Annotated in this window: 18 protein-coding genes; 8 read left to right on the plus strand and 10 right to left on the minus strand. The window is 55.1% G+C overall.

What is annotated here, in order from left to right:
* Positions 1-139: 139 nt before the first annotated feature.
* Positions 140-1,495, plus strand: a complete 1,356-nt coding sequence (locus tag J9880_RS11375) for a 2-hydroxycarboxylate transporter family protein (protein WP_095923399.1) — start codon at positions 140-142, stop codon at positions 1,493-1,495.
* Positions 1,496-1,690: 195 nt separating this feature from the next.
* A complete protein-coding gene (locus J9880_RS11380) occupies positions 1,691-2,251 on the plus strand; it encodes a C40 family peptidase (RefSeq protein WP_232769339.1) in 561 nt (186 codons plus the stop codon).
* 48 nt (positions 2,252-2,299) lie between these two features.
* Here the strand turns inward: J9880_RS11380 and mgrA are convergent, their stop codons facing one another.
* The 6 genes from mgrA to J9880_RS11410 form a co-directional block, all read right to left on the minus strand.
* The gene (gene mgrA / locus J9880_RS11385; protein WP_232769340.1) at positions 2,300-3,340 is read right to left on the minus strand and encodes an L-glyceraldehyde 3-phosphate reductase; all 1,041 of its coding nucleotides are present in this window, start codon (positions 3,338-3,340) and stop codon (positions 2,300-2,302) included.
* 224 nt (positions 3,341-3,564) lie between these two features.
* Positions 3,565-4,548 (minus strand): class 1b ribonucleoside-diphosphate reductase subunit beta, encoded by a 984-nt coding sequence (gene nrdF, locus J9880_RS11390; protein ID WP_095923393.1) that lies wholly within the window; start codon positions 4,546-4,548, stop codon positions 3,565-3,567.
* A 21-nt stretch (positions 4,549-4,569) separates the two neighbouring features.
* Positions 4,570-6,732, minus strand: coding sequence for a class 1b ribonucleoside-diphosphate reductase subunit alpha (gene nrdE, locus J9880_RS11395; RefSeq protein ID WP_232769341.1), 2,163 nt, complete (start codon positions 6,730-6,732; stop codon positions 4,570-4,572).
* Positions 6,714-7,118, minus strand: a complete 405-nt coding sequence (gene nrdI / locus J9880_RS11400) for a class Ib ribonucleoside-diphosphate reductase assembly flavoprotein NrdI (RefSeq protein ID WP_112289785.1) — start codon at positions 7,116-7,118, stop codon at positions 6,714-6,716. The genes nrdE and nrdI overlap by 19 nt, the downstream gene beginning before the upstream one ends.
* A gap of 10 nt (positions 7,119-7,128) precedes the next feature.
* Complete coding sequence (nrdH, locus tag J9880_RS11405) at positions 7,129-7,368, minus strand: glutaredoxin-like protein NrdH (RefSeq protein WP_095923387.1); 240 nt, start codon at positions 7,366-7,368, stop codon at positions 7,129-7,131.
* 300 nt (positions 7,369-7,668) lie between these two features.
* Positions 7,669-8,100: a carboxymuconolactone decarboxylase family protein gene (locus J9880_RS11410; RefSeq protein ID WP_232769342.1), complete on the minus strand. Its 432-nt coding sequence runs from the start codon at positions 8,098-8,100 to the stop codon at positions 7,669-7,671.
* A gap of 122 nt (positions 8,101-8,222) precedes the next feature.
* Here J9880_RS11410 and pdxR point away from each other — a divergent pair, with 122 nt between their 5' ends.
* Positions 8,223-9,674, plus strand: coding sequence for a MocR-like pyridoxine biosynthesis transcription factor PdxR (gene pdxR / locus J9880_RS11415; RefSeq protein ID WP_232769343.1), 1,452 nt, complete (start codon positions 8,223-8,225; stop codon positions 9,672-9,674).
* Here pdxR and J9880_RS11420 read toward each other — a convergent pair whose 3' ends face one another.
* A complete protein-coding gene (locus J9880_RS11420; RefSeq protein WP_232769344.1) occupies positions 9,675-10,394 on the minus strand; it encodes a GntR family transcriptional regulator in 720 nt (239 codons plus the stop codon). It abuts the gene before it with no gap.
* Between the two features lie 188 nt (positions 10,395-10,582).
* On the opposite strand from J9880_RS11420, the gene mngA reads away from it, so the two are divergent.
* Both mngA and mngB read left to right on the plus strand, forming a co-directional pair.
* Positions 10,583-12,508, plus strand: coding sequence for a PTS 2-O-a-mannosyl-D-glycerate transporter subunit IIABC (mngA, locus tag J9880_RS11425; protein ID WP_232769345.1), 1,926 nt, complete (start codon positions 10,583-10,585; stop codon positions 12,506-12,508).
* A gap of 57 nt (positions 12,509-12,565) precedes the next feature.
* Positions 12,566-15,193, plus strand: coding sequence for a mannosylglycerate hydrolase (mngB, locus tag J9880_RS11430; RefSeq protein ID WP_232769346.1), 2,628 nt, complete (start codon positions 12,566-12,568; stop codon positions 15,191-15,193).
* A gap of 151 nt (positions 15,194-15,344) precedes the next feature.
* Here the strand turns inward: mngB and J9880_RS11435 are convergent, their stop codons facing one another.
* Positions 15,345-15,650 (minus strand): DUF883 family protein, encoded by a 306-nt coding sequence (locus tag J9880_RS11435; RefSeq protein ID WP_095923377.1) that lies wholly within the window; start codon positions 15,648-15,650, stop codon positions 15,345-15,347.
* 272 nt (positions 15,651-15,922) lie between these two features.
* Here J9880_RS11435 and J9880_RS11440 point away from each other — a divergent pair, with 272 nt between their 5' ends.
* Positions 15,923-17,119 carry an MFS transporter gene (locus tag J9880_RS11440; protein ID WP_119822903.1) on the plus strand — a complete coding sequence of 399 codons (1,197 nt, stop codon included), beginning with the start codon at positions 15,923-15,925 and terminating at the stop codon, positions 17,117-17,119.
* Positions 17,120-17,245: 126 nt separating this feature from the next.
* Positions 17,246-17,581: a DUF2002 family protein gene (locus J9880_RS11445; RefSeq protein ID WP_095923373.1), complete on the plus strand. Its 336-nt coding sequence runs from the start codon at positions 17,246-17,248 to the stop codon at positions 17,579-17,581.
* A 56-nt stretch (positions 17,582-17,637) separates the two neighbouring features.
* Here the strand turns inward: J9880_RS11445 and J9880_RS11450 are convergent, their stop codons facing one another.
* Positions 17,638-18,078, minus strand: coding sequence for a DUF1198 domain-containing protein (locus tag J9880_RS11450; protein ID WP_095923371.1), 441 nt, complete (start codon positions 18,076-18,078; stop codon positions 17,638-17,640).
* Positions 18,079-18,277: 199 nt separating this feature from the next.
* Here J9880_RS11450 and J9880_RS11455 point away from each other — a divergent pair, with 199 nt between their 5' ends.
* Positions 18,278-18,808, plus strand: a complete 531-nt coding sequence (locus tag J9880_RS11455) for a class IV adenylate cyclase (RefSeq protein ID WP_095923368.1) — start codon at positions 18,278-18,280, stop codon at positions 18,806-18,808.
* Positions 18,809-18,856: 48 nt separating this feature from the next.
* Here the strand turns inward: J9880_RS11455 and ygfZ are convergent, their stop codons facing one another.
* Positions 18,857-19,849, minus strand: a complete 993-nt coding sequence (ygfZ, locus tag J9880_RS11460; protein WP_095923366.1) for a tRNA-modifying protein YgfZ — start codon at positions 19,847-19,849, stop codon at positions 18,857-18,859.
* Positions 19,850-19,943: the final 94 nt, after the last annotated feature.

Raw genomic sequence — 19,943 nt, forward strand, 5'->3', positions numbered from 1 at the left:
GGTGCATTAACTCCATAAACACCATAACAACCTTTATCCCTGCGGTTTTAATTTGAACAACCTCACATCCGGCTGACCGGCTGTTTTCTTATGCTCAGACCATCAATAAGAAAAGTATTTATAAGAAAGAGGCCATGTCATGAGCACAACCGACGATTCCTACATCGCAGTGAAAGAAACAAAAACCTCCGGCATTTCGCTCAGGCAAAAGTGGTGGCACATTCTCGATCATTACAAAATCGGGATTATTCCGCTGCCTTTCTTCCTGCTGGCGGGCGTGCTGATCCTGCTCGACTGCCTGAACGGTAAGTTGCCAAGCGACATCGTGGTGATGGTCGCCACGCTGGCCTTCTTCGGCTTTGCCTGTGGCGAGTTCGGCAAGCGCCTGCCGGTGGTCGGAAAGCTCGGCGCGGCAGCCATCTGCGCCACCTTTATCCCTTCAGCGATGGTGCATTACGGCCTGCTGCCGGATGTGGTGGTGGATTCCACAGTCAAATTCTATAAATCCACCAACATTCTCTACCTTTATATCTGCTGCATTATTGTCGGCAGCATCATGAGCATGAACCGTCAGGTGCTGATCCAGGGGTTTATGCGGATTTTCATCCCGATGCTGTGCGGCGAAGTGGTCGGCATGATTGCCGGAATGGCGATGGGCACTGTTTTAGGTTTACCGCCGATGCAGACCTTCTTCTTCCTGATCCTGCCGATCATGGCGGGCGGTGTGGGTGAAGGCGCGATCCCGCTGTCGATGGGCTACGCGACGATTTTGCATATGGAGCAGGGCGTGGCGCTCGGACGCATTCTGCCGATCGTGATGCTCGGCGGTCTGACGGCCATCGTGCTGGCGGGCGTACTGAATCAGCTCGGAAAACGTTTCCCGCATCTGACCGGTGAAGGTCAGCTGATGCCGTCGGATAAAGGGCAGTCGGGCAGCGGCACGGACGAGTTTGACGGGAATCCGGGCGTCAATGCGCTGGCCTGCGGCGCGCTGCTGGCGATCCTGTTGTATATGGTCGGTATGCTCGGTCAGAAATGGATCGGTCTGCCTGCGCCGGTCGGCATGTTGTTTGCGGCGGTGCTGGTTAAACTGGCTAACGGCATTTCGCCGACCATTCAGCATGGTTCGATGGCGGTGTATAAATTTTTCCGCACTGCCGTGACCTATCCGGTGCTGTTCGCGGTGGGCGTGGCGATCACGCCGTGGCAGGAACTGATCAACGCTTTTACCCTGCAGAATCTGCTGGTGATTGTCACCACCGTGCTGGCGCTGGTCGGTACCGGTTTTTACGTCGGTAAGAAGATCGGCATGCATCCCATCGATGTGGCAATTGTCTCCTGCTGTCAGAGCGGGCAGGGCGGCACGGGCGACGTGGCGATCCTGACCTCCGGCAACCGCATGACCCTGATGCCATTCGCGCAAATCGCCACCCGCATTGGCGGCGCGATCAACGTCGCGGTCGGATTATTCGTCCTCGCCAGGTTCTTCGCATAACGCCTTTCTCCACCCCTTCAGCCGAAGGGGTTGGTTTTCCTGAGGAAAAATGCCGAGTCCAATTTTGGACTCGATTTGACCTGATTATTTATTGTTCGCTGGTTATTATTTGCGCACTCAGCGACGAGTCACCCGCCCCGTGAGCAGGTTCCCACGTAAGGAAAAAGCTTTATTTTTTGATGAAAGAATCCACGCATGTTCCGTATTAAATCGCTTGTTTCTGCCTTACTGCTTCTTATTCCAGGTTTATTTAGCGCCAGTACCTTTGCCTTTGATATGCCGAAAGAATTTGAGTCTATGGACGCCTACAAATTTTTCCATAGCGAACTTTTTGATGGAAAAGGTTCTACCGTGACTGCGGTCAATACGGGCAATTCACAAAATATTAAAAGCGCCCTGCTGGCGGAATATCCGCGCTGGAAGGGGACCCATTACCGCTGGGGTGGCACCACCCACAAAGGCGTGGACTGCTCGTCGTTGATGCAGCATCTGTTTAATGATTCCCTGCAAACCCATCTGCCGAGAACCACCTTTCAGCAAATAAAAAACGGCAAAAGGGTGAGTAAAAATAACCTGGAACCGGGAGATTTAGTTTTTTTCAAAACGTCGCCGGGCGATCGTCATGTCGGCGTGTATGTCGGGGACAATCAGTTTATTCATGCGTCGAAAATTCAGGGCGTTACGATTTCGTCACTGGATAATCAATACTGGATCGATCATTACGAAACGGCACGACGTCTGGCACTGATCAGCTAAAAAAAGGGCGGATCCCTGAGAGGAGATCCGCCCTGACTGTTTCAGGTTTTACTTATCTGACGAAGCCTGCCACAGATTCAATTCTCCATCTGCCACATGCTGATCAATTGCCGCCAGTTCTTCCGCGGTGAAACGCAGATTCTCCAGCGCCCTGACGTTTTCATCCAGTTGCCCAGGGCGGCTGGCACCAATCAGCACCGAGGTCACGCGCTCATCTTTCAGCAGCCAGCTCAGCGCCATCTGCGCCATCGTCTGTCCGCGCTGTTGCGCCATCTCATTGAGCAACCGCAGGCTGTTCAGGTTTGCCTCTGACAGCATCTTAGCATTCAGCCCGCGCACCTTATTCCCCTCCACCTGCATACGCGAGCCGTCAGGGATGCCGTTAAGATACTTCCCGGTCAGCAACCCCTGCGCCAGCGGCGTAAAGGCAATGCAACCTGCGCCATTTTGGTCCAGCGTATCCAGCAAACCACTCTTATCCACCCAGCGGTTCAGCAGATTGTACGACGGCTGGTGGATCAGCAGCGGCACTTTCATCTCACGCAGTAACTCCGCCATGATCTCGGTACGTTCCGGCGAGTAAGAGGAGATCCCGACATACAACGCTTTGCCACTTTGCACAGCGTAAGCCAGCGCCGCCGCGGTTTCTTCCATCGGCGTTTCTTCATCCACACGGTGTGAATAGAAGATATCGACATAATCCAGCCCCATGCGTTGCAGGCTCTGATCGAGACTGGCCAGCAGGTATTTGCGCGACCCGCCGGAACCGTACGGGCCGGGCCACATGTCGTAACCGGCCTTGGTGGAGATGATCAGTTCATCGCGATACGGGGCGAAATCCTGCTTCAGCAAACGGCCAAAATTCTCCTCGGCCGACCCCGGAGGCGGTCCGTAGTTATTCGCCAGATCGAAATGAGTGATGCCTAAATCAAAGGCTTTTTGCAGTAAGGCGCGTTGCGATTCCAGCTGACTGACATGACCAAAGCTGTGCCACAGGCCGAGAGAAAGTGCCGGGAGTTTTAAACCGCTCTGACCGCAGCGGCGGAATTGCATGGTTTCGTAGCGGGAGGGGGAGGCCGTGTAAGGCATGATGTTTCCTTTTCTGAGCGTAGGGTTTTGAAACACTGTTTCTATACTAACGCTGAGAAAAATAACGGCAACATCAGAAAGTGGGTTTTAGCTCCCTCCCCTGCGAAGGGGAGGGTTGGGGTGGGGTATTAATGGCCACTGAGTCGCTGACCCACACCCCATCCCAACCTTCCCCTCGTGAGAGGGGAAGGAGCACAAGCAAACCTTGCTCTTCGCGAGGAGAATCAGAAATCCCAGTCCTCATCTTCGGTATTAACGGCTTTGCCGATCACATAGGAAGAGCCGGATCCGGAGAAGAAGTCATGGTTTTCGTCGGCGTTTGGCGACAATGCGGAGAGGATCGCCGGATTCACATCCGCCATGCTGGCCGGGAACAGGGCTTCGTAGCCGAGGTTCATCAGCGCCTTATTGGCGTTGTAATGCAGGAATTTCTTCACGTCCTCGCTCCAGCCTACGCCGTCGTACAGCTCTTCGGTGTAGCGGATCTCGTTGTCGTACAGATCCTGAATCAGATCAAACGCCTGCTCCTTGATCTGACGCTGACGTTCTTCGCTTTCCAGCGCCAGGGCTTTCTGGAATTTATAGCCGATGTAGTAACCGTGAACCGCTTCATCACGGATGATCAGGCGGATCAGATCCGCGGTGTTGGTCAGCTTGGCGCGGCTCGACCAGTACATCGGCAGATAGAAACCGGAATAGAACAGGAAGGATTCGAGGAACACGCTGGCGACTTTCTTCATCAGCGGATCTTCGCCGTCGTAATACGACAAAATGATCGCGGCTTTGTTTTGCAGCGCGACGTTTTCCTCGCTCCAGCGGTAGGCTTCATCCACGTCCACGGTGGCGCACAGCGTCGAGAAAATCGAGCTGTAAGAACGCGCATGCACCGCTTCCATAAAGCAGATATTCGAGTAAACCGCTTCTTCGTGTGGCGTCACCGCATCTTTCATCAGCGTCGGTGCGCCGACCACGTTCTGCACGGTATCCAGCAACGTCAGGCCGGTAAACACGCGGATGGTCAGCTGTTTCTCTTGGGCGCTCAGCGTCGCCCAGGACGGAATGTCGTTCGATAACGGCACCTTTTCCGGCAGCCAGAAATTCGACGTCAGGCGGTTCCACACTTCCAGATCTTTATCGTCCTGGATTTTGTTCCAGTTAATGGCTTTGCTGACCGGCTGTGGCACTAACAATTGTTTTACTGCGCTCATCTTTTAAGTCCTTTCAATCGGTTACAGCGTGCAGGAAACGCAACCCTGAACTTCGGTGCCTTCCAGCGCCATCTGGCGCAGACGGATGTAATAAATGGTTTTGATGCCTTTGCGCCAGGCGTAAATCTGTGCTTTGTTGATGTCGCGCGTGGTGGCGGTATCGCGGAAGAACAGCGTCAGCGACAGCCCCTGATCGACGTGCTGCGTCGCCTCGGCGTAGGTATCAATGATTTTTTCCGGGCCGATTTCATAGGCATCCTGGTAGTAATCCAGATTGTCATTGGTCATGAACGCCGCCGGATAATACACACGGCCAATCTTGCCTTCTTTGCGGATTTCCACGCGGGACACGATCGGGTGAATACTCGACGTCGAATTATTGATGTATGAAATAGAACCGGTCGGCGGCACCGCCTGTAAATTCTGGTTATACAGCCCATGCTGCATCACGGACTCTTTCAGCGCCGCCCAGTCTGCGGTGGCCGGGATGGCAATCCCGGCGTCGGCAAACAGTTCACGCACACGCTCGGTTTTCGGCTGCCATTTCGCGGCTAAGGCGTCATCGACATATTTGTCGAAATAGCGGCCGCTGGCGTAGGTAGAATCTTTGAATCCTTTAAACGACTGCTGGCGCTCGATAGCGATCTGATTTGATGCGCGGATCGCATGGAAAGCCACGGTACAGAAATAGATATTGGTGAAATCCAGACCTTCTGCCGAGCCGTAGTAAATACGCTCGCGACACAGATAACCGTGCAAATTCATCTGGCCGAGGCCGATGGCGTGCGAATCCTGATTCCCCTGATCGATAGACGGCACCGAACGGATATGGCTCATGTCCGACACTGCCGTCAGCGCACGCACCGCCATTTCGACAGTATTGCCGAAATCCGGTGAATCCATCGCCGAGGCGATATTCAGTGAGCCGAGATTACAGGAAATGTCTTTGCCAATTTCCTGATAAGACAGGTCTTCGCCGTAGATCGTCGGCGAATTCACCTGCAAAATCTCCGAACACAGGTTGCTCATATTGATGCGACCTTTGATCGGATTGGCGCGATTCACCGTGTCTTCAAACATCATATACGGATAGCCGGATTCAAACTGAATCTCCGCCAGCACCTGGAAGAATTCGCGCGCGTTGATTTTGCTTTTGTGAATGCGTTTGTCATTCACCATCTCGCGGTATTTCTCGCTGATGCTGATTTCAGACATCGGCACGCCGTACACTTTCTCCACGTGATACGGCGAGAAAAGGTACATATCTTCGTTGTTCTTCGCCAGTTCGAACGTGATATCCGGAATGACCACACCGAGCGACAGCGTTTTAATACGGATTTTTTCGTCGGCGTTTTCGCGCTTAGTATCGAGGAAACGCAGAATATCCGGGTGATGAGCGTTCAGATACACCGCGCCCGCGCCCTGACGCGCGCCGAGCTGATTGGCGTAAGAGAAGGCATCTTCCAGCATCTTCATGATCGGAATAACGCCGGAAGACTGGTTTTCGATGCGCTTGATCGGCGCGCCCACTTCACGGATGTTGGTCAGCATAAAGGCCACGCCGCCGCCGCGTTTGGAGAGCTGTAAGGCCGAGTTGACCGAGCGACCGATAGATTCCATGTTGTCTTCAATGCGTAACAGGAAACAGGATACAAGTTCGCCGCGCTGTTTTTTTCCGCAGTTGAGGAATGTCGGCGTTGCTGGCTGGAAGCGGCCGGAAATGATCTCATCAACAAAATGGCGGGCGAGCTGAATATCGCCGCGTGCCAGCGTCATCGCCACCATGCACACGCGATCTTCATAACGCTCAAGGTAGCGCTTGCCGTCAAAGGTTTTCAGCGTGTAGCTGGTGTAATACTTGAATGCGCCCAGAAAGGTCTGGAAGCGGAATTTTTTGGCGTAAGCCTGTTTGAATAACGCTTTAATATCGTCAAACGCGTACTGATCCAGCACGGCGGCCTCGTAATAGCCTTCTTCCACCAGATAACGCAGTTTCTCCGCCAGATTATGGAAAAACACCGTGTTTTGATTGACGTGTTGCAGGAAGTATTGGCGCGCGGCCAGGCGGTCTTTATCAAACTGGATCTGGCCGTTAGCGTCGAACAGATTCAGCATCGCGTTAAGCGCGTGATAATCCGGGCTGCTGGTGCCGGGGTCGGTAATTGCTAGTTCTGTCGCTGCCAAAATTCTGTTACTCCCTGTCTGACCTTTGCAACGTCTTCCGGCGTTCCCAGCAATTCAAAGCGGTACAGGTAAGGCACCTGACACTTCTGGGAAATAATCTCACCGGCAATGCAATACGCTGCGCCGAAGTTGGTGTTACCGGCGGCGATAACGCCGCGGATGAGTGAACGGTTATGTTCATCGTTCAGAAAACGGATCACTTGTGTCGGCACCGCGCCTTTGGACGATCCGCCGCCGTAACTCGGCACCACCAAAATATACGGTGTGTCGACACGCAATTTTTCAGGCTGACGATCTATCGGGATGCGGATCGCCGGCAATCCCGTTCTGCCGACGAAGCGATGGGTGTTTTCTGAACTGCTGGAAAAATAGACCAACGGATTCATCCGCCGGTCCTCAGAACGCGTTCTGAAGCTGGCGCAGGGCGCTGATTTTGTCCGGACGGAAACCAGACCAGTGGTCGTCACCGGCCACAATCACCGGCACCTGCTGATAACCCATCGCACGCACCTGACCGAGCGCCTGCTCATCCTGAGTTAAATCGACCACCTGGTAAGCGATGCCTTGTTTATCTAATGCACGGTAAGTCGCGTTGCACTGGACACAGTCTGGTTTACTGTAAATAATAATGCTCATGATTCGTATTTCCATCTGGTGAGAAATCAGAGACAATTTTTGCCTTCCCGCTGTGCGGCTGACTGAGCCGGGGGAAAGACGCGAGAGTCGGTGCCATCGTGGCGTCCCGATGAAGTGAATACTAGATGTGGTGATTTAAATTTTCAACCACACAATATGTAGATTTTCTAAATTTGCTTATTGCAAAAACGGCAAAGCCCGCAGGCAGCGGGCTGGAGAGGAAAAACTTTTTTGATCGGATTTGTTGCGCAACGCAAGGCAATGCGACGGTCAAAAAACAAACACTATATTCTCAAAAATTTACTGGCGCATCCCCACGGCGAGACGGTTAAACGCATTCATCAGGCCGATGGCGAAGGTCAGTTCCGAGATTTCCACGTCGCTGAATTGCGCTTTCAGCGGCTCAAAGGCCTTGTCCGGTGCGCCGGTTGCCGCCACTAAGGTCAGCGATTCTGCCCACGCCAGCGCCGCACGTTCGCGTTCTGAATACGCATGGCTGACCTGCCAGCCCGCCAGCTGATCCAGTCTGGTTTGCGCGACGTCCATTTTGCGCAACGCTTTGGAATGCATATCCAGACAATACGCACAGCCGTTGATTTGTGACACACGCAGGAACGCCAGCTCAATGATGACGTTATCCAGCGGACCGTTTTCCAGTGCGCCAAGCGCGGCTTTCATCGGCTCCATCACGGAAGCAGACAGAGAATAGTAAGGCAGGCGAAGTGCAGTCATGATGATTTCCTCTGGGATTTTCGGGCTAAACAGCGACGCACAGTGCGCCTCAATGACCGCTACTTTACGCTGCGTATGGTCTATACTACAGGGCCATAAAATGTCTATTTAAACAGGTCATGATGCGCGGCTTCAGTCTTTCCTTTCAGCTCGATTCCCGGCACAAAGCACCGCTTTACCGGCAGATTTATCAGCGGGTAAAACAGGCGATCATGGCCGGGCAACTCAGGCGCGACAGCCGTGTGCCGTCAGTGCGGGCACTGGCCAGCGAACTGGGTGTTGCACGCGCCACGGTGGAAAATGCCTATGGCCTGCTGATGGCGGAAGGTTTTCTGCAAAGCCGCGGGCAGGCCGGAACGGTGGTCAGTGCGCCGGAAAGTTTGTCCGCCCCCGCGCCCGCGCCGGTCAGGAAAGACGCCGTACGTAAGCCGATCAATCCGATGTTGCCTTCCGTTTCTTCCCTGCCGTTCCAGCTCGGGCTTCCGGCGCTGGATGCGTTCCCGCGCGCGATCTGGTCGCGCATTGTCTCGCGGCAAATCCGCCACACCAGCATGAATGATTTAGGCCATCCGCCGCTGGCAGGCACGGACGTTTTACGCCACGCCGTCGCCCGCTATCTGCAACTTTCCCGTGGATTTACCTGCCGTCCGGAACAAATATTTATTTGCGGCGGTTATGCGCCGGTGCTGGATCTGATCATCGGCAGCCTGCTGCAACCGGGCGACGGTGTCTGGCTGGAGGATCCGGGTTATCCGGTGACGCAGGCATTTTTCCGCGCGGCAGGTGCGGTGGCGATGGCGGTGAATGTCGATGACGAAGGCATGAACGTGCCGCAGGCGGTGAAGCAGTTTGCGAATGCGCGCTTCGCGGTGGTGACGCCTGCGCATCAAAGCCCGACCGGCGTGACCATGAGTTTAACGCGGCGCATGGCGCTGCTGGACTGGGCGGCAAAGCAACAGGCGTGGATTATCGAAGACGATTACGACAGCGAGTTCCGTTATCACGGCCAGCCCTTACCCTCGCTGAAAAGCCTCGACACGCAGGGAAGGGTGATTTACGCAGGGACATTCAGCAAAGTGATGTTTCCGGCGCTGCGTTGCGGCTATGTGGTGGTGCCGGAAAGTCTGGTGGAAAAAATCGAGGCGTATTGCCCGCTGCGAATTTGCGGCACGCCGCCGTTGGTGCAAAGCAGTATCGCGGAGTTCATCGAGCAGGGGCATTTTTACCGGCACCTGAAACGTATGCGTCAGTTGTATGCCGAACGGCGCGGCTATCTGGAGCAGGCGCTGACCGCCGCGTTTCCGGCGAACCTGTTACGTGTGAGCCAGCAGGTGGGCGGGATCCAGCTTTGCGCAACGCTGAGTGCCGGCCTGGATGATGCGCTGATCGCGAAAAATGCCCGTGAACAGGGGCTGGCGGTGCAGGCGCTGTCTGACTGGCGGGTTGAGCACCGCGAACGGGGCGACGCGTTACGTCCGAACGGCCTGCTGATGGGGTTTCCGAATATCAGCTCGCAGGCGCAGGCGGACGAACTGGTGCAGCGGCTGGCGCAGGTGGTGGCTGACAGCCGCTGATCAGTGCGGCATCCGCCGGGCGACCAGCGTGAATTTATAATCATCGGTGCGGAAGGTATTGCGGCTGAATTCAAACACCGTGCCGTCCGCCAGAAATCCTTTCGAAATCTTCTGCAAAATCGGCTGATCCGCCCCCACGCCCAGCAGCGAAACCATCTCTTTGGTCGGCATCAGCGGGATAATTTCCTGCTCGCTGCGGTCAATCACCAGATGTTTGGTCTGCTCCATCCAGGCATATTTTGATCCCTGCATGACTTCGTACGTCAGATCCGGGAACAGATCCAGCGGCATCCAGGTTTCTTCCAGCGTCACCGGCTTGCTGGCGATATAGCGCAGCCGTTTGATGTAATACACCCGCGCCTGTTCCGGCAACGCCAGCGCTTCGGCGAGGCCCATCGGCGGTTTCACAATTGAGAACGCCAGCACTTCGCTGTGCGAGGGAATATCCAGAGGCTGTAACTTCTCGTCAAAGCTGGTCAGCTGATAAATATCGTAATTGACCTTGGCTTCCTTCACGTACGTCCCGCTGCCCTGCACGCTTTCCAGCACACCCTGTTCCACCAGCAGCTTAATCGCCTGCCGCACCGTCACGCGGCTGACGCCAAACTGCTCGCGCAGACGCAGTTCTGTCGGCAGCGCATCGCCTGTTTTGATTTCCCCGCGCTGGATCTGATCGCGGATCTGCGCAGCGATCTGACGGTAAAGCGGCTGATTACTCACGTTTCAGGTTCCTGTCTGGCTGTTTCGCACGAGTGTAGCAGTTCGCCGACATGACAAAAACCAGACAACTGAACGAAAGATCTTCTATCTGGATCACATTCATCTCTTGCGGGTTTGATGTTTAATACAAATATAATACAACAATAATACAAATATTGAATTTTCATCGATTCAGACAGGACAACTTTATGGATCTGACATTACTGACCTCGCCCGAACTGATACACCTCAATACTCTCTTTGCCAGCCGCGAACAGGCGATCGCGTTTCTTGTTCAGCAACTCGACCAGCAGGGGATCCTTGATAACGCACAGGATTTTTTGCAGGCGGTGACGGAACGTGAACACGAAGGCCCGACCGCGCTGGGCGAAGGGCTGGCCGTACCGCACGGCAAATCAGCCAGCGTACGGCGTGCGGCTTTTGCCCTGGCCACGCTGGAAAACCCGCTGCCGTGGCAGGGCGTGGACGGCGAAGAGCCGGTAAACATGATCTTCCTGCTGGCGATCCCTGAGGCGGAAGCCGGATCAACCCATATGCATCTGCTGACGGCGCTGACCACGCGGCTGGTGGATGATGACACCCGTGCGGCGCTGCTGGCGGCGCGACATGTGCCGCAGGTACTGGCGCTACTGGGCGCGGAGCCCGCGACGGAAACCCCGCATCCGCAGGTTCTGCCTGACGATGCGCCTCTGGTGGTGTGTGTGACCGCCTGTCCGGCAGGCATCGCGCACACTTACATGGCGGCGGAATATCTGGAAAAGGCAGCGAAAAAACTGGGTATCCGCATTCAGGTTGAAAAGCAGGGGGCCAACGGTATTGAGGATCCGATCACGGCCGCGCAGTGTGATCGCGCCGTCGCCTGCGTTTTTGCCGCCGAAGTGGCGATCAAAGACAGCCAGCGTTTCGCCGGGATCCCCTGCGTGCAGGTGCCGGTGGCGGAACCTATCCGCCGCGCCGACGCGGTGCTGCAACAGGCGCTGGCGATGCAGCGAAAACCCGGTGAAACCGTGGACTGCACGCCGGACCAGCCGCACAAAACCAGTGTGAAAGCCGATTTAAAACAGGCGCTGCTGAGCGGGATTTCCTTTGCGGTTCCGCTGATTGTCGCCGGTGGCTCGTTGCTGGCGGTGACCGTACTGATCGCGCAACTGTTTGGCTGGCAGGAACTGTACGCGCAGAAAGAGTCGTGGCTGTGGATGTACCGTCAGCTCGGCGGCGGCATGTTAGGCATCCTGATGGTGCCGGTGCTGTCGGCTTACACGGCGTATTCACTGGCGGATAAACCGGCACTGACGCCGGGATTTGCTGCCGGACTGTGCGCCAACATGATCGGCGCAGGTTTTCTCGGCGGTGTGGCGGGCGGGCTGATTGCCGGTTATCTGATGCGCTGGATGAAAAAACACGTCCGTCTGAGTGCCAGCTTCAACGGCTTCCTGATGTTTTACCTCTATCCGGTGCTCGGCACGCTGGCGACCGGCAGCATCATGCTGTTTGTGATCGGCGAACCGGTGGCGTGGCTCAACAGCAGCCTGACCGCGTGGCTGAACGGATTATCCGGCAGCAACGCGATTGTGCTCGGCGCGCTGATTGCTTTCATGTGCTCCTTTGATCTGGGCGGGCCGATCAACAAAGCGGCCTATGCTTTTTGCCTCGGCGCGATGGCAAACGGCGTTTACGGCCCGTACGCCATTTTCGGTGCCACCAAAATGGTCTCGGCCTTCACCGTGACTGCCTCAACCCTGATCGCACCACACCTGTTCAAATCCTTTGAAGTCGAAACCGGAAAATCCACCTGGCTGCTCGGCCTTGCCGGGATCACCGAAGGGGCGATCCCGATGGCGATTGAAGATCCGCTGCGCGTTATCGGCTCCTTCCTGACGGGATCGGTCGTCACCGGTGCGATCGTCGGTGCGGCAGGGATCGGCCTTTCCACGCCGGGCGCGGGCATTTTCTCCATGTTCCTGCTGCACGACGGCGGGCTGGGCGGCTGGCAGGCGGCGGCCATCTGGCTGGGTGCGGCACTGGCCGGCACGGTGATTTCGACGCTGGTGCTGCTGAGCTGGCGTGGTTACGCGGTGCGGCACGGGCAATTTTCTAACGATGCCTCTGCATAAACTCCCTGATTTATTCACATTGCGCCCTGCCTTGCAGGGCATGAAAGGAACGATGTTATGACTGTTTCCCGCGTTCATCTGACGCCGCACATGCACTGGGATCGCGAGTGGTATTTCACCACCGAAGCCTCGCGGATCCTGCTGGTCAACAATATGGCGGAGATCCTCGATCGTCTGGAAAACGACGCCAGTTATCCGTTTTATGTGATGGACGGACAAACGGCGATCCTCGAAGATTATTTCGCCGTCTGCCCGGAAAACCGCCCGCGTGTGAAGGCGCTGGTTGAAGCCGGAAAACTGATTATCGGCCCGTGGTATACGCAGACCGACACGATGGTGGTCAGCGGCGAATCCATCCTGCGCAATCTGCTGTATGGCATGCGCGATTGCCGCGAGTTCGGCGAACCCATGAAAATCGGTTATCTGCCGGATTCCTTCAGTATGTCCTCCCAGCTACCGCACATCTTTAACGGTTTTGGCCTGCAACACGCCATGTTCTGGCGAGGATGCTCGGAACGTCATGGTACGGATAAAACCGAATTCCGCTGGCAGAGCCACGACGGCAGCGAAGTCACCGCACAGGTGCTGCCGCTGGGTTACGCTATCGGCAAATATTTACCGGAGGATGAAGACGCGCTGCGCGAGCGGCTGGATAAATACCTGCCGGTGCTGGAAGCGGCATCGCTGACCGGCGATATTTTGCTGCCCAACGGCCATGACCAGATGCCGATACAACAAAATATCTTTCCCATCATGGAGATGCTGCGCCGGATCTATCCGCAGCGCAGTTTCCAGCTCAGCCGTTTTGAAGAGATCTTTGACCGTATCGACGCCATCAAACCGCAACTGGCGCTGTTGCGCGGGGAGTTCAACGACGGTAAATACATGCGCGTTCACCGCACCATTTCCTCGACCCGCATGGACATCAAACAGGCGAATGCCGCGATTGAGAACAAAATCGTCAACGTGCTCGAACCCTTATGTTCTCTCGCCTGGCGCTTAGGTTTTGATTATCACCACGGTCTGATCGAAAAGATGTGGAAAGAGATCATGAAGAACCACGCGCACGACAGTATCGGTTGCTGTTGCAGCGATAAGGTTCATCAGGAAATTATGTCGCGGTTTATTCTTGCCGACGACATGGCCGAAAACCTCATTCAGTTCACGCTGCGCAAAATCATCGACAACCTGCAACCCGACGGCCATACCGTTGACCGGCTGGCGCTGTTCAACTTCTCCCTGCATCCGCGTCAGGAAACGGTCAATACCACGATCCGCATCCGCGCCTCGTCTTTCAGCCTGACCGACGATCAGGGTCATGAGGTGCCGTATTTCATCCGCGACGCCCGGGAGATCGATCCGGGGCTGGTAGACAGACAGATCGTGCATTACGGCAATTACGATCCGTTTATGGAATACGACATCCAGCTTTGCGCCACGCTGCCTGCGATGGGGTACGTGACGCTGAACGTGACGCCGCATCAGCCGGGTATTTCACTGCCCGCGCCACAGGGCGATCAGGCGCTGGAAAACGATTATTACCGCGTGACGGTTAACCCGAACGGCACGCTGGATATTCTTGATAAACAGACTTTCCGCCGCTATCAGCAGGTGCTGGAACTGGAAAACGGCTCTGACGACGGCGACGAATACGATTATTCTCCGGCGCGCGACGAGTGGCTGCTCACTTCCGGTCACCTGACGGCAGAGGTCAGCTACCAGCATCAGCCGTGGCAAAGCACCGCGACCATTTCGCTGAACATGCCGCTCCCCCGCACGCTGGAAGATCGCGCTGTGCGGACGCTCAGCAGTGAAATGCCAGTGACGATCACCGTGACGCTGGCGAAAAACAGCCGCCGGATTGAGATCGACATGGCGCTGGAAAACCGCGCTGACGATCACCGCCTGCGGGTACTGATCCCGACGCCGTTTGCCAGCCAGACAGTGGTGGCTGACAATCAGTTCGGCTGCATCACCCGTCCGGTGGATGACGCGGCCATGGCAAACTGGGAAGCGGAAGGCTGGAAAGAAGCGCCGGTGCCGGTGTGGCAACTGATGAATTTTGCGGCGTTGCAGGACGGGCATCAGGGACTGGCGTTGTTTACCGAAGGGTTGCGCGAGTTCGAAGTGGTGGGAGAAAAGCGCGATACCTTCGCGCTGACGCTGTTCCGTGCCGTTGGCGTGCTCGGCAAAGAAAACCTGCTGCTGCGACCGGGGCGTCCTTCCGGTATCAAAATGCCGACGCCGGATTCCCAGATGCCCGGCCAACAGCGTTACCGTTTCGCGCTGTTGGGTTTCAGCGGCGATCACCTTCAGGCCAGCGTGATGCAACATGCGCGGGATTACCTGACGCCGGTGCGCACCTACAACAAGATCCCATATGACGCGATGAAGCTGAATCTGACGGACAACAAGACGCCGTCGCGTTACAGCCTGATGCAAAAATGCATTTCGGGCACGGTGCTGAGTGCGCTGAAAAAAGCCGAAGATGACGAGGCGCTGATTGTGCGGGTCTATAACCCGTCGGAAACGCAAAGCCTGGCGGACAGTGTGCAGATCAATACCGAAGTCACCGGCTGGCAGGAAGTCCGCATGGATGAAACGGACGTGAACACGGAAAATGGCAGCGGGCAGATGGGAGAATTTAAACCCTGTCAGTCGAAGAGTTTTCGCATTCATTTTTAACGTTGGCGGGATCAAAAAATAGAAAACGGAGCCCGAAGGCTCCGTCCTCTTTTTAGCAATTGCGCGGCAATGAGGGAGCCACGCGGAGGTCTCAGCTTTTTAAGGCATATTCCCGACACAGGAGTGAGACATCACAAATTGCCTTTTTACGTTAACGACGTCCCAGCAGGACACCGATAACGATACCGATAGCCGCACCGGCACCGACGCCGTACCACGGATTATCTTTCACATAATCGTTAGCTGTGGCCGCCGCATCACGTGCCTGCTGGCTTAATTTTTCGCTGTTGAAACGGGCGCGAGTCTCACGCAAAACACCCTGCGCTTTACTGCGAATTTTTTCCAACTCATCCTTAGATTTATCACCTGCGGACTGAAGCACTTCATCCAGCGTGTCCGCCAGCAGGGTTACGTCCTGATCGATATTTTTTTCTACTTTGTCTGTTTTCTTAAACATTTCGTCTCTCCTTGTGTGAACTGTAGGATTAAGCATAGACCATAATGTTGTACCAGATGGTTCTTTAAGGACAAAGGACTGTGATTAGCGGCCTTTTCAGACCATGACGCTGTCGCAGAAAGGCAGGCCGGACGCGGGCTGGCGTGACGCGGCTCAGATTTCTCTGCAAAACGAAACGGCGTTACAGCCAATAACATTTTTAGCCCGATTTGAGAGGAAAACCTGTTTATACTGTTGATTCCACTGTCTGTGATCTCATTTCGGGTCCGCCCATGTCTTTAAGTACGCTTCGCTCTAACGCTCTGCTCAACAAACGCATTTTGTCGTTCATGCTGTTCACTTTTGTCGTCTATCTGACCATCGGTTTACCGCTTGCTGTCTTGCCGGGATTTGTTCACAACACCCTCGGTTATAACTCGGTACTGGCGGGGCTGGTGATCAGCGTGCAGTATTTTTCGACGCTGATCAGCCGCCCGCATGCCGGACGTTATGCCGACCTGCTGGGGCCAAAACGGGTGGTGATTTTTGGCATGATCTGCTGCGGCATCAGCGGCATCTTTTATGTGCTGGCGTATCTGCTCTCCGCCATTCCGCTGGCGAGTCTGTTGCTGCTGTGCGTCGGGCGTATTTTCCTCGGGGTCGGCGAAAGCTTCGGCAGCACCGGCACCACGCTGTGGGGGATTGGCGCGGTCGGCGCGAAACACACGGCGCGGGTGATTTCATGGAACGGCGTGGCGACCTATGGCGCAATGGCGGTCGGCGCGCCGCTCGGGGTACTGCTTAATCACGGTTACGGGCTGATGGGCGTGGCGGTGTTAATTGTGGTTGCCGCCGCCTTCGCCGCGATCCTGGCCTGTATGAAAGCCGCCATTTCCGTCACCTCCGGTAAACGGATTGCCTTTAAAGCGGTGGTCGGGCGCATCTGGTTGTATGGCCTCGGGCTGGGGTTCGGCACCATCGGCTTTGGTGTCATCGCCACCTTTATTACCCTGTATTACGCCGATAAAGGCTGGAGCGGGGCGGCCTTTACGCTCACCTTATTCAGTCTCGGATTTGTCGGCGCCCGTCTCGTGTTCGGCAACATGATTAACCGTTTTGGCGGCCTGCGCGTCTCGCTGGTGTCCTTTGTGTTTGAAGTGGCGGGTCTGCTGATGATCTGGCTGGGACACGATCCGCTCTCGGTACAGTTTGGTGCCTTCCTTACCGGTTCAGGCTTCTCGCTGATCTTCCCGGCGCTGGGCGTCGAAGCGGTCAAACAGGTGCCGCCACAAAATCAGGGCACGGCGCTGGGGCTGTATTCCGCGTTTCTGGATCTCGGGCTGGGTATCACCGGGCCGGTTGCCGGGCTGATTATTTCGCATCTGGGTACGCCGTCTATTTATCTTGCTGCGGCATTTATGGTGGTGATTGCCTGGCTGCTGACGCTCAGATTGTGGGTGAACACTTCGCGGCAATCTCCCGCAGAATAGCCTTTTTCCTGGCAGGGTTAAGGCGTTTAGATAAATCCTAAATACGCCAAAATTTGGGATAAACGCATTGTCTGGCAGAGTTATTGCGGTAAGGTCGCCTTGCGGTTAAAGAAGCGAGGAGCAACCATGTATTTACGGCCAGATGAAGTGGCACGTGTTTTAGAAACCTCAGGGTTTGAACGCGATTTTGTTGATGATAAAGCTTACGGTTATCGCCGTGGCGAGCATTATGTGTATGTAAACCGGGAAGCGCGGTTTGGCCGGACTGCCCTGGTGATACACCCGGCGCTGAAAGAGCGCAGTGAGCGTTTTGCGGAACCGACAGCATCGTTCCGTAGCTGTGATGCGTACAAGAATTTCCCGCTGGATGTCTCCAGCGACAACGAAACCTACTATGGCATCTGCCACGGTTTCAGTTCACGCCAGATCCTGGCGAGTTATCTGGATAACGTTTTCAGATAATCCTCTGGCGATGCCGGGGATGCAAAAAAGCCGCTGAATCAGCGGCTTTTTTACGTTTAAACCAGATGGATCTGGTTATAGGTTTCGTTGTAGTTGCGCCGAAACTGCGCCAGTTCGAAGGGTTCAATATCCAGTTCAGCAAAATAGAACAGCGCCAGCTCGGCGTGTTCACTGCTTAACTGCGGCGACAGATGTGCGCGCACCAGAATGTTTCGCCAGCGGACGATATTCTCTTCCGAAGGATCTTTAATGAATGTCTGATAAATAAACACAACGTAGGCGGCTTTGCGGATCTCTTCAGCGTAGCCCCCGCTGATTGAGCGGATAAACATCTGGCTCTGACGTTTGCCCATTTCCAGCAACATGGAATCAATATAAACCGGCTTTATTTTCAACAGACTGGCGAGAGACGCGTTCGCTTTACGGGTGTCTGCCGTCATAAACCAATAACCCACAATAAAAACCACAACAATTGCAGCAAGCATAATCCATATCATTCTGGACTCTGGCCTCCGGCCTTTTCTGGCGTGATGTGAAAGGTGCATGCAACACCCGATGTGGGGAGTTTATCTGCTAATGACAGGAAATACGTGAAGGAGTGACAAAGAATTTGCGCCCGCTTCGCAGAATGTCATTGTAAGGTCATGGGATACAGATGAAATCAGCTAAAGTCGTGAACCATTAAAGGAGTAACGGATGGCCAGAAACATTGAAATTAAAGCCAGAATTGATGATTTTTCAGCGATGTATGAAAAACTTGCTCTGCTTGCCGACGGCTTGCCGGACATCATTGATCAGGACGATACCTTTTTTATCTGCCCGCACGGACGGCTTAAATTACGCACTTTTTCGCCTGATCGCGGCGAACTGATTTTCTATCAGCGTCCGGATCAGGCTGGCCCGAAAACCAGTTTCTACCAGCTGACCGAAACTCAGGATCCGGACAGTCTGCGTGAAACTCTGACGCTGGCTTACGGCGCTGCCGGGCGGGTCATCAAACAACGGACGTTATTTATGACCGGCCAGACCCGTTTGCATCTCGATCGGGTCAGACATCTGGGGGATTATCTTGAGTTTGAAGTGGTACTGGACGAGAGCGAAACGCCGGAACAGGGCATTGCGATTGCCGAAGACTTGCTGGAAAAACTGGGCATTGAACGTCAGGAACTGGTGGATCAGGCGTATGTTGATTTGCTCAATGCCAAAGGCAAACACCATCACGATTAAGTGAATCATCACCGCCTTGCGGATCGAAGGCGGTGATGTCAGTGAGTGTTACTTAGTTTCTTCCAGCGAATACGGCAGCGGCTGAATGCTCAGCTGGCTGGTGGCATCGTCGCGTACACGCAGGGTGGCATCGGCGTCCAGATCGTTATTCAGCACCGCCTGAACCCACAGGGTGCCGTCACTGAGCTGAACCGCTGCCAGAACCGTGCCGGTACGACGCCAGTTCTCACCCAGTTGCAGTTCGAGATCGTCTGCCGGGGCGGGCACTTTGCTGGCTTTACCGGCCAGCCAGTACAGTGCGCGCTTGTTCGCGCCACGGTATTTCGCCCGCGCGACCATTTCCTGTCCGGCGTAGCAGCCTTTGCTAAAACTGATGCCGTCGAGCGCCTGAATATTGGTGGCCTGAGGAATAAACTGGACGGCGTTAACGGTATCAATGACCGGGAAGCCGGCTTCAATATCCAGCGCCAGCCATTGCTGACTGTCGTTGCGCTGCGCCTGTTCACCCAGTTCTTCCACCACCTGACGGGCTTTTTCCGGGCTGGTGATGATCAGATAACGTTCTGCGGGCAGGGAGAAATGCAGCAACGTGGTTTCATCTTGTTGTACAACCTGCTGTTCAGCCGTCGGCAACGTTGAGAAAAGCCCTGTCAGTGCGGCACTGGCCTGAAAACCCGCCACGCCCAGCAACACCACATCATCGTCGGCGGCGAAGGTGACTTTGGAAAATACCGCGTATTTCTTCATTTCCGTGAGCTGTGCGTCACGCAAGTTACGGCGCTCAAGAAACGCCATGCCGTCGCCACGTTTGAACAGTCGCAAATCACTCCACATTTTCCCTTTGGCATCACAGTGCGCGCAGAGAATATGCTGATCCGCCGCCAGCGCATCGACATCTGCGGTGACCTGCCCTTGCAGATATTTCACCGTGTCTGCGCCGGTCATTGTCACCAATGCCCAGTCTTCCAGAGAAATTAATGTCAGCGGCAGGTGGGAAGACGCTGAAGGTTTTTGCGGTGGAAAGGGAAATTCGTTAGCCATTGTCTAATCCCGGTCTATGAAATGTGACTGATGCCTCATGGTAAAAGAGCCCACCGGCTTTGAAAACAGTTATTGGTGCCTTTTACGGGATGCC

It is taken from the genome of Rahnella victoriana (assembly GCF_021276285.1).
GTDB classification, from domain to species: domain Bacteria; phylum Pseudomonadota; class Gammaproteobacteria; order Enterobacterales; family Enterobacteriaceae; genus Rahnella; species Rahnella victoriana.